Below are 11,343 nucleotides of genomic sequence, written 5' to 3'. Positions count from 1 at the left end.
CTCATGGCAACGGCCGACCCCGCAGTTGCGCCTACGCTGGTATTGGGAGTGTATGCCATGTTGCATTTTCTCAGAGTGCGAGTTTTGTGGGTGTGGTTCTCGTTGCTCGACTTTGCGGGAGATTGGAATGGGGTGTGAATTTGCAGTTTAAACTCGCTTCGGCGCTGGGGGATTGCCTTACGCCATGAGCCAGCTGGCGAAGAGCGTGCCAGTTGTCTCATGGCAACGGCCGACCCCGCAGTTGCGCCTACGCTAGTGTTGGGAGTGTATGCCATGTTGCTTTATTGCAGAGTGTGAATTTAGTTGGCATGGTTTTTGTTTCACGATTAAGCAAATGTATTGATCACAAGAATCTTCGCTTTTGCAGAATACTAAGTATTGAATGAAAAACCTTACCTATCGTAATAGTCTCAGACATTATGCTCCTACCACTTACTCACATAAAAAGTATTGAAACATCAACCAGTGTACCGAAGCGGAAAGCGTCCGCCTGCAGCGAAGGGGAACGGTACCTTTCTGCAAAGCAATCTATTAACTACGCACTCAATTCCCTTAATTCAATATAATCCGACACCAAAACTACAAAACTTTCAGTATTCGGTTGCGCCACGATTGTTTTATCAGTATAATGAATGAAATACTGAATGGTTACTCATTCATTACATAGGAGATGAAACGATGAATTTAGTTACTAGCGTACACCAGACAGCCCAGACAAAACCCGATAAAGCCGCCTATCACTTCATGGGCAAAGACACGACTTATGCAGAATTCGACATGCAAGTTTCGATGTTTGCTTCCTCACTGAAAAACTTAGGAGTCAATGAAGGGGACAAAGTGGCCTTTTTATTAGGAAACACGCCTCATTACCTAATCTCCCTTTACGCAACCATGCGCATCGGAGCGACTGCTGTGCCGATTAATCCGCTGTATACACCTGATGAAATCTCCTTCATTCTGGAAAACAGTGATGCCAAAGCTGTCATTGCGATCGATCAGCTATTGCCGCTGGTAGAAGTGGCAAGCCAGGCGTTCCCGACCATTGAACACTATATAGTCTGCGAAATGAGCCCGGATGCAGGCGAGAAAATTCAAGCACTGCCCGATTCCGTTAAGACAAAAGTGAAACCGTTTACATTGCTGATGAAAAATGCAACTCCTTTGACAGAGATGTTTGAAGCTGACGAAGATGAAACCGCTATCATTCTATACACATCGGGAACTACCGGACATCCGAAAGGCGCAATGCTGACACACAAGAACATTTACTCTAATGCGCGTGACGTCGGTAACTATCTGGGATTCGATGAAAGTGATAAAATTGTTGCGACTCTGCCTTTATTCCACGTATTCGCATTGACAGTAGTAGCGAACGCACCGTTAGTGAAAGGTGCAACCATTTTACTTGAGCCGCGTTTCAGCCCGGGGGAAATCTTCCAATTGATCCGCGAGCAGAAAGCGACGGTCTTTGCCGGCGTGCCAACCATGTACAATTTCCTGTATCAGTACCCAGAGGGCAAAACGGAAGACTTCGAAACGATTCGACTGTCGATTTCCGGGGGATCCTCACTGCCCGTTTCATTGCTTCATGAGTTTGAAGAAAAATTCCAAGTCCGCGTTTCTGAAGGCTATGGATTATCGGAAGCGTCGCCGGTTACATGCTTCAACCCGCTGGACCGTGACCGTGTACCGGGATCCATCGGAATGAATATCATGAATGTTGAAAACAGAGTCGTCGATGAAAACGGCGAGGAAGTTGCTGACAATGAAGTCGGCGAATTGATTGTCCGCGGACCAAACGTCATGAAGGGCTATTATAAGCTGCCGGAAGAAACGGCGGTCGCAATCCGTGACGGCTGGCTGTACACAGGCGATCTTGCACGGCGCGATGAAAACGGTTACTTTTATATCGTGGACCGCAAAAAAGATATGGTCATCGTAGGGGGCTTCAATGTGTATCCGCGTGAAGTGGAAGAGGTATTGTTCAGCCACCGCGATATTATCGAAGCGGCCGTTATAGGCGTGCCGGATGTGAACTTTGGTGAAGAGGTACAGGCTTATGTTGTGCTGAAAGAAGGTTCAGAGGCGACAGAAGAATCGTTGCAGGCATTCTGTGCGAAGCGTCTGGTGAAGTACAAGGTGCCGAAGTCCATTGAATTCCTTGATGAATTGCCGAAAAATACGACAGGGAAAATTCTTCGCCGTTCATTGAAAGATCAGGTGAAACATTAAGGCTTTTCTCCAATAGGCTCATAGCGCAAGGCAATCCCCCAGCGCCGCAGCGTGTTTAAACTGCACGAAACGTCTATTTTCCATATGCAAAAGAGCGAGTGCCTGTTTGATGTGCACCCGCTCTTTTTTTGTTCTGTCGTATCTTGTAATTTCGTGCAAAATAACCGATAGTAAAGAGAAAAAGCTAGCAAGGGGATGATGGCGTTGAATGTGCAGAAGAAATTTATCGTGATTTTCACGTTAATGATGATACTGATTCTGGGAATGAGTGCGACAGGAATATTCAGTACCTATAAATTAAATCAGAATACGACGATAATTAATAAAGAAATATTGCCGAAAGAGCAGCAGATCGCGCAACTAAATTTGCAGGTCCAGCAAGTGATGGCACAAGCGCAGCGGCATATTTTATCCGAAAAAGAAGAATTCAAAAAGAAGTACTCGGAAGATATTGTAGCGGAGCGCGTAGAAATTGAAGAGGAACTGCAAATCTACGATCAGCTTTTGATGGCGCCTGCTGAAAATGCGTTATTTCAGCCGGTGGAAGAAGAGTGGGGCATATTCTACAGTCAAATTGAAGAAATTTTGCGTCTGAGCAATACGGGGAATGAAGACGAAGCGGTCGTGCAGTCTTATGATGCCATTTTGACAATTTCGTCCATCGAAGAACAGCTTGCCGAACTCGCAACGCTGCACGAAAAAGAACTGCAGTCAATCGAACAGCAGGGCGATCAGCTTTACACAACGCTGATTTGGATATTGCTTGCCGGCACGTTGCTGGCTATACTTATTTCATTAGTCGGGATCCGCTATTTGCTGCGGACCATTAAAACGCCGATTGTTCAGCTGTCGGATCAGGTGGCACTGATGGCGCAAGGGGATTTGACGGTTCCCGCAGTCCAAGTGCAGTCGGATGATGAAATTGGGAAACTGACAGTGCATTTCAATGATATGACGAAAAGTCTGCATTCATTGGTTACGGATCTGCATAGGCATGTGGAAACATTGGCTGAGAACTCGATTCAGTTTGCGGAAAGTGCCAATCAAACGTCTGCGGCGTCCGATCAGATCACCGATTCGATCATCGACGTCTCGCATAATGCAACCGAGCAAATGAATGACGCGAAGAAGAGCAGTCAGATTGTAGATGAAATCGCTGCAAATATCGGGCAGACCGTCCACAGCATCCAGCGGGTTTCCGCGTTGTCGATTGAAACGGCAGATATCACGCAGCGTGGAATGGAAATGATGGATTCTACCGTTCAAAAGATGGATGACATCCAGCAGTCGACAGAGCAGACAGGGCAGGCCGTTCATTCATTGCAGAATAAATCGGCGGAAATCGGCAAAATCGTCGCGCTGATCACGGGCATTGCAGAGCAGACGAATCTTCTGGCATTGAACGCGGCAATCGAGGCCGCGCGGGCAGGAGAGCATGGCAAAGGGTTTGCGGTCGTGGCCGATGAAGTGCGGAACCTTGCATCGAGCTCCGGAAAAGCAGCGGAAGATATCACACTTTTAATCGGAGAAATTCAGCGCGAAGTCGGCGGCGCCATGAACGCGATGGATACGTCTTCCGCATTTGTGCAGGACGGCATCACGATTATTAATGAGTCTGGAGACAACTTCCGTCAAATTTCGAATCAAATCCGGGAAGTTTCGCAGCAGTCTGTTGAAATCGCGAGCCTGAGTGAAGAAATTCATCAGGCGATTCAGCAGGTGAAAGCCTTGTCGGATGACGCGGCGCATATGTCGGAGAAAATGGAAGACAGCGCGCAGGATATCGTGGCGGCGGCTGAAGAGCAGAATGCGTCGATGGCGGAAATGTCGCATACGTCGAATGTGCTGAGTGATATGGCGGAAAAACTGCAGAAAATGATTGCGGTGTTTAAGATTTAATTGGATGAATGAGCGTTTGATGGAGGGGGATGATCACTTGGCCCGGTGTTATGATCACGCGCAGGGGGGCTATGAGCGGACATCAGGTGAGTATGATCACACGTGCAGATGTAATGATAACGCCGGGGAGTTCAATGATCATCCGGCAAAAAAGTACAGAGTCAGCCCGGGAATCATGGCTTCCCGGGCTTTTGCGCACGCTCTTAATTGCCAAACACCGCGTAAACTTGTTATGGTTTAGAAGCGTATACTGTAGATAAAACCTCATATAAATGCAGGAGTGATGGAATGGAAAAACGGTCCGTAATACTGGAGGATTTATTCGAAACGAAATCGGTGACGAGTCCTGTGCTCGCCCCGAACAATAAGGAAGCCGTGTTCATCGTGACGGAAGTGAATAAGGAATATAATGACTATCGTTCCGCAATCCACCATATCGATTTGCAGACGAATGACGTGACGCAGTGGACATTCGGCAAGCAGCAAGTGAGTGCGCCGAAATGGTCTGCGGACGGCAAGATGCTCGCGTTTCTTTCCGATCGTACGGAGAAAAATCAGCTGTACGTCATGCAGGCCGCGGGCGGGGAAGCGAGGCAGCTGACTGATTGCAAAAATGGCGTCGATTCATTCGAATGGTCGCCTTGCGGACAGAAAATCTGGTTCAGCGGCCGCGTGAAGACGGGCGAGACATTTGCTTCAACAGGAGAAGAAAAAGGCGAACTGCCGCAGCCTGTCCGTGTGACGAAAATGAACTATAAAACAGACGGCACGGGTCTTTTGCCGCAAGAAGAGTTTTCGCAGATTGGCTTCATTGATATCGCAACGAACAGTGTGTCGAATTTCACCACGGCGCCATTTGACCATTCATTAGAAGCGGTGTCACATGACGGCAGACAGCTAGTGATCAGCGTCAACCGGAATGAAAATGCTGATTATGATTTCAGTTTGCCGCTGCTGATCGTGGATATGGAAAGCAGGGAAGAGACGCTGCTAGTCGACGAGCAAGGTTTTTTCGGCGATGTCCATTTCTCAAAAGATGACCGGTATATTGCGTACGTCGGCAGCGATCTGACATATAAAAACTTTACACAGCCGGATGTCTTCATTTATGACCAATCAAACGGCAGCACGATGAACTTGACGGCGGGAATCGATGCACCGGTCGGGGATCATGCGGCAGCCGACCATTTGCAGCTGGCATCTGCGCCGGGTGTGGTCTGGACCGATGACGAGCAGCTTTATTTCCAGTTATCTGTCATGGGGGATGTGCGGTTATACGCGGCAACTCTGGACGGGGCCATGTACCCGGCGACGGGCGAAGACGAGCATGTGCATGGTTATGACGTGGCGGCGAACGGTGAATTCGCGCTGATTACGGTCAGCACGGCGATGAATCCGGGTGAATTGTATAAACAGACCATTGCGACGGGTGAACGGCAAGTGCTGACTTCATTCAATGAAAATTGGCTGAAAAAAGTACAGCCTGTTGAGCCGCAAGCGATGCAGTTTACGAATAAGGGCGAGGACGTGCATGGATGGCTGCTGAAACCGGCAGACTATGAGGAAGGCAAACAATATCCGCTGATCCTCGAAATCCACGGCGGTCCGCATGTGATGTTCGGCCATACGTATTATCATGAACTGCAGGTGCTCGCCGGCAGCGGTTACGGCGTACTGTACATGAATCCCCGCGGCAGCCACGGCTACAGCCAGGCTCATGTCGACGGCGTGCGCGGCGACTATGGCGGCGGTGATTATGAGGATTTGATGGCTGGCGTGGACGCAGTCCTTGCGAATGAAACGTGGATCGATGGAACTCGGCTCGGCGTGGCGGGCGGCAGTTACGGCGGCTTCATGACGAACTGGATTGTCGGTCGCACAAATCGCTTTAAAGCAGCGGTCACTCAGCGGTCCATCAGCAACTGGATCAGCTTTTTCGGCGTGTCGGACATCGGTTATTTTTTCACGGACTGGCAGCTCGATGCAGATATGAACGATCCCGAAAAGTTATGGAAACATTCGCCGCTGAAATATGCGGGGAATATCGAAACGCCTTTATTGATTCTTCATTCGGAAAAGGATTTCCGCTGTCCGATCGAGCAGGCGGAGCAGTTGTATATCACACTGAAAAGTTTAGGCAAAGAGACGGAATTCGTCCGTTTTCCTGAATCCGACCATAATTTGTCAAGGACCGGCAAACCGAATTTACGTGTTGCCAGACTAGAAGAAATTATTGGGTGGTTCGAACGTTATCTTTGAGGTAAGATGAAAGAGTAAAAAAACCTGTCGAAACGCATGGACGTTCTGCAGGTCAAAATATAAGAAAAATACTTGAGAAGAGGTTCTGCATGATGGAAGAGGAATTGTTGTACCGTATTGAAAAGGATTTTATTGGAGAAAAGAAAGTGCCGCAAAACGCTTATTATGGAATTCAGACACTGCGCGCTGCTGAAAACTTTCCGATTACCGGCTACCGCATCAACAGCGATTTGATCCGTGCGATTTCAATCGTGAAAAAATCAGCCGCACAGGCCAACCGCGATATCGGCCAGCTGGATGGAAATCTCGCCGAAGCGATTATCCAGGCGTCCGAAGAAGTGATGAACGGCGGGCTGCGTGATCAGTTTCTAGTCGATCCGATTCAAGGCGGTGCAGGTACATCCGTCAATATGAATGCAAATGAAGTCATCGCAAACCGGGCGCTTGAAATTCTCGGCCACGCGAAAGGTTCTTACGACATTATCAGTCCCAACTCGCACGTCAATATGGCGCAGTCGACAAACGATGCGTTCCCGACAGCAATCCACATCGCGACACTCGTCAAAGTGGATAAACTGATCGGTGTGATGGAATCACTCCATAAGACGTTCCTGAAAAAATCAATCGAATTCCAGTCCGTTTTGAAAATGGGGCGCACACATTTGCAGGACGCGGTTCCGATCCGTCTCGGTCAGGAATTCGAAGCCTATGCAATGGTGCTTCGCCGCGATATCGAACGCATCCGTGTGTCGCGCGTCTACTTATACGAAATCAATATGGGTGCAACAGCCGTCGGTACTGGTTTGAACGCGGACCCGCTGTACATTGAAAAAGTGGCGGAATACTTATCCGAAAACAGCGGATTCGAATTAAAATCGTCCACTCACTTAGTCGATGCAACGCAAAATACCGACTCTTACGTACAAGTATCGGCTGCACTCCGCGGCACGATGCTGAACCAGTCCAAAATCTGTAATGACCTGCGTCTGATGGCGTCAGGCCCGCGCACCGGTTTATCAGAGATTTCATTGCCGGCAAGACAGCCCGGATCTTCCATTATGCCGGGTAAAGTGAATCCGGTTATGGCCGAAGTCATGAACCAGGTCGCGTTCCAAGTAGTCGGAAACGATACGACGATCGCGCTTGCTTCAGAAGCCGGCCAGTTCGAATTAAACGTCATGGAACCGGTGCTGGTGTTTAATTTGCTGCAGTCATTGAAGATCATGACGAATGTATTTGAAGTGTTCCGCGATTATTGCCTGGACGGAATTAAGGCGAATGTGGAGCATTTGGAAGAGTATGTGGAGAAGAGCATCGGGGTCATCACGGCGATCAATCCGCACGTCGGCTATGAAGTGGCGTCGCAGATTGCGAAAGAAGCGCTGCTGACAAATAAGTCGATCCGCGAGCTGTGTATTGAGAGAAAAGTACTGACGGAAGAAGAGCTGGATCTGATCCTGCATCCGTTCGAAATGACGAAGCCTGGAATTTCAGGTAAAGATTTACTAAAGAAAAAGATTATTTTGTCGAAATAATAAGTAGTGCAAAGAATGTTGCTTCGGCGCCGGGGGATTGCCTTACGCCGCCGTTGCGCCTGCACTGTTCGATTGGCTTAGGCCAGACCCGCAAGAATAGCGTCACATTAACTTCCCATGCAGGTAACGGGGGAAGTCTGCTAAGGGGTAGAGAATATGAAAGTGCAAAACGTGATGGAGATTGTGGTTCAGGAAGTGCTGAAGGAGTATAAATCTCAGCTGAATATGTCGTGCACATGCGATCACTGCATGAGCGACGTGCTGGCGATGACGCTCAATAAACTGCCTGCCCAATACATCGTCGACGAAGCAAACAGTGCCTACATACGAGCCGTTCACCAAGCCGACCGCCAAGGTGCCACGGCGATTATGACAAAAGTGGCATGGGCTGCCGGTGTCGTGGGCGCAAACCCGCGGTGTGATAACATGAAAAAACCTTCCAATCAGTAATTGGAAGGTTTTTTCTATGCTTACTTTAAAAGAGAGAGTACATCCTGCAAATTGCTGTTCACTGTCTTAATCAGCAGCTGATCGCCTTTCTGCCGGATATCCTGCTGAACGAAATTCATCATTTCTTCCGCCATATCGGTATCCGCCAGCAATGAAAGCGACTTCGTTAAGTTGCCTTCAAACACTAACGCATTTGTCAGATGGTGTTCAATCGCTTCCATCTCGGACCCAACTTTCGTCAAATGACCAGTAATCGTACCGATCGCTTTGTCGATAGTCGAAATCAGTTTTTCAGCATCTTCGCGTGTCGAAATTGAAGTACCGTCAAGGCCGAGCTTTTTCGTGCTGATATCAATATTGCCGATTGTCATCTGCTGCCCCGGATTCGCACCGACCTGCAGAATCAACGCTTTGTCTTCGCCAAGAATCTTCTTCGTATTGAACTCGAGTTTGCCGGCTGTGTCGTTGATGGCTTCCTTGATCTGCTCCAATTCGAGACTGCTCGCTTCGCGGTCTGAATCAGTCAGTGTGCCGTTTGCTGCCGACACGGCCATTTCACGCGCACGCTGCAGCAGGTTCGTGACATTATTCAATCCTTCATTCGAAGCTTCGAGCACGGATAGTCCGTCCTGCATATTGCGCTGCGCCTGGGAAAGTCCCCGGATCTGAGCACGCATCGTCTCGGAAATAGCGAGACCGGAAGCATTTTGACTTCCCTTTGCCACTTTCGATCCACTGCCGAGTTTCAGCAGCGTCTTTTCAATGTCCGTCGCATTCCTTTGCGCACGATTCGTCGAAAACGCAATATTTTCAGAGCTGTGTATTCGCATCCCTTCACCCACTTTAGCTTTTTCTTTTAGTGCATCACGCTTTATATCGGTCTGATTTCTTCAAAATCAATTGAAACGTCCGATAATAAAAGAAAAACATTTGGAGTGAGCCGCATGTACGTAAAACGTGCGATCGAAGTCTATCAGAATACCGCAAGCACGACGACGCCGACCATCGACTTGATCGTCCAGCTGCTCAATGAAATGGGCAGTCTGCTGGCAGACATCCAGACGGCGACAGAACAGGTCGCAAATCCCGACGTCGCAGAGCCGCTGAAAAAGCTGCAGTACGTGCTGTTCGAACTGATGGGAGTAGTGGATCACCGCAGCGAAGAAGGCAAGCGGCTGCTGCTGAATTACGTCGTGATCAATCAAAGCCTGGTCGCTGTGCAATTACATAAGCAGTTTGAGCTGCTGCCGGACATCCGCCGGCAGATCGATCAGCTGGAAGACGCCTGGAGCGAAGCCAGCCACAATCAGCGCAATAAACGATATTCAAATTCATTTTAAGCTGTCCGGCGCGGGTGCCGGGCGGTTTTTTTTGCGTGCAGGATTCTGCAGGCGCGCATAACCGGTTTGCAGCCGAGCCAAACGTTGCCGTCCCCGAGCGAAAGTGATGTGTAACCGCACCAAACGCTTGAGTGCGCGCGCCAAAAACCAGTTACAACGCACCAATCTCGCGGCTTGGCGCACCAAACCCACTCGCTGCCGCACCAAACGCTTAAGTCAACGAACCAAACCGCCTCCGTACCGCACGAAAAACGGCGTCAGCCGCACCATTCAGTCTCTCCGGAAGCATGGCAGAAGGTGCAATCCAGATAGCTTGTCAAGAGCAGGCGGAGAGTGCAGGTTGTGATGTAAAGGGGTATGGTTCGCCGAATAGGGTGCTGGTTTTTCAGCATGCATGCGTGAGGTGCGTGGCGCGCGCCAAAAACCAGTTACAACGCACCAATCTCGCGGCTTGGCGCACCAAACCCACTCGCTGCCGCACCAAACGCTTAAGTCAACGAACCAAACCGCCTCCGTACCGCACGAAAAACGGCGTCAGCCGCACCATTCAGTCTTTTAGTAGCCGTGCCAAAACTACTGTCCACGCGCAAAAACGATTCGCTGCCGCACCAATCCCGCATTAGATGATCCTTCAATCCCAGCCAACGCTGATTGACCCGATCGGCGTGATCATACCGTAGCGCCGGATGATCATTCAGCCCCCCGCGCATGATCATACACTCACGCCGACCGCTCATACCGCCGCCTTCAGCACCCATAGAGTTGTCACCAAACCTAACGCCCCTTAAACACCGGCTTGCGCTTCTCCGCAAACGCATTCAGCGCCTCCATCCGGTCCTCCGTCGGCAAGGTCATTTCATATGCTTTGCGCTCGATCGCGAGCCCCGTCTGCAGATCCACATTCATTCCCTGTTTAATCGCGAATTTCGCCTGCTGCAGCGCAATCGGTCCGTTCGCGAGCAGTGAAGCGACAAATGCATCTGCGACTTCTTCCAATAAATCAGCCGGCGCGCGCTGTGTCAGCAGGCCATATGCAAATGCTTCTTCCGCATCCAGACGCCGGGCTGTCATAATCAGCTCGAGCGCCTTCGCTTCGCCGATTAATCGCGGCAACCGCTGCGTGCCGCCTGCTCCCGGAATGATCGCAAGCCCCGTCTCCGTCAAGCCCATCACTGCTTCATTGGCAGCGATCCGGAAATCACAGGCCAGCGCCAGTTCCATTCCGCCGCCGAATGCAAAGCCGTTGATCAACGAAATGGTCGGCTGAGGCAGCTGGTCGATCATCGTAAAGACATCGCCGATTTTATTCAGATTCCGGCGTACTTGCGTTTCTGTCAGCAGTTTGCGTTCCTTCAAATCGGCCCCGACGCTGAACGCCCGGTCTCCACTGCCTGTTATCACAACTGCACGGATATCCGGATCAATCCGAATCCCCTCCACCACCTGCCCGAGCTCCATCAGCAAATTAAAGTTGAAAGCATTCATCGCTTCCGGCCGGTTGAGTGTTATATACGCGACCGAATTTCTTTGTTCGTACTGGATGTCCTGCATAATCAAAACCCCTTTCAAAAATAATTCGTCTATTTACACGATAGCATGACAGGGAGCGGCCTGTATATTTAATATTC

At 49.8% G+C, this 11,343-nt stretch carries 8 protein-coding genes; 6 read left to right on the top strand and 2 right to left on the bottom strand.

The features are described 5' to 3' along the window. The first annotated feature begins 678 nt into the window (after positions 1-678). The 5 genes from NCCP2331_RS05090 (at position 679) to NCCP2331_RS05070 (ending at position 8,375) form a co-directional block, all read left to right on the top strand. Positions 679-2,232, top strand: a complete 1,554-nt coding sequence (locus NCCP2331_RS05090) for a fatty acid--CoA ligase family protein (RefSeq protein ID WP_251669026.1) — start codon at positions 679-681, stop codon at positions 2,230-2,232. A gap of 210 nt (positions 2,233-2,442) precedes the next feature. Then, positions 2,443-4,131 (top strand): methyl-accepting chemotaxis protein, encoded by a 1,689-nt coding sequence (locus tag NCCP2331_RS05085; RefSeq protein ID WP_251669098.1) that lies wholly within the window; start codon positions 2,443-2,445, stop codon positions 4,129-4,131. 288 nt (positions 4,132-4,419) lie between these two features. After that, positions 4,420-6,390, top strand: coding sequence for a S9 family peptidase (locus NCCP2331_RS05080; RefSeq protein WP_251669024.1), 1,971 nt, complete (start codon positions 4,420-4,422; stop codon positions 6,388-6,390). Positions 6,391-6,479: 89 nt separating this feature from the next. Then, positions 6,480-7,925 carry an aspartate ammonia-lyase gene (aspA, locus tag NCCP2331_RS05075; protein ID WP_153722673.1) on the top strand — a complete coding sequence of 482 codons (1,446 nt, stop codon included), beginning with the start codon at positions 6,480-6,482 and terminating at the stop codon, positions 7,923-7,925. A 156-nt stretch (positions 7,926-8,081) separates the two neighbouring features. Next, positions 8,082-8,375, top strand: a complete 294-nt coding sequence (locus NCCP2331_RS05070) for a late competence development ComFB family protein (RefSeq protein ID WP_153722672.1) — start codon at positions 8,082-8,084, stop codon at positions 8,373-8,375. 20 nt (positions 8,376-8,395) lie between these two features. On the opposite strand, the gene NCCP2331_RS05065 is transcribed toward NCCP2331_RS05070, so the two are convergent. Next, positions 8,396-9,205 carry a flagellin gene (locus tag NCCP2331_RS05065; protein ID WP_251669022.1) on the bottom strand — a complete coding sequence of 270 codons (810 nt, stop codon included), beginning with the start codon at positions 9,203-9,205 and terminating at the stop codon, positions 8,396-8,398. A 114-nt stretch (positions 9,206-9,319) separates the two neighbouring features. On the opposite strand from NCCP2331_RS05065, the gene NCCP2331_RS05060 reads away from it, so the two are divergent. Beyond that, a complete protein-coding gene (locus NCCP2331_RS05060; protein ID WP_251669020.1) occupies positions 9,320-9,715 on the top strand; it encodes a flagellar protein FliS in 396 nt (131 codons plus the stop codon). Between the two features lie 774 nt (positions 9,716-10,489). On the opposite strand, the gene NCCP2331_RS05055 is transcribed toward NCCP2331_RS05060, so the two are convergent. After that, positions 10,490-11,266, bottom strand: coding sequence for an enoyl-CoA hydratase-related protein (locus tag NCCP2331_RS05055; RefSeq protein WP_251669018.1), 777 nt, complete (start codon positions 11,264-11,266; stop codon positions 10,490-10,492). Positions 11,267-11,343: the final 77 nt, after the last annotated feature.

Source organism: Sporosarcina sp. NCCP-2331 (assembly GCF_023707945.1).
Lineage (GTDB): Bacteria > Bacillota > Bacilli > Bacillales_A > Planococcaceae > Sporosarcina > Sporosarcina cascadiensis.
This window is presented reverse-complemented; position numbering and strand designations above follow the sequence as displayed.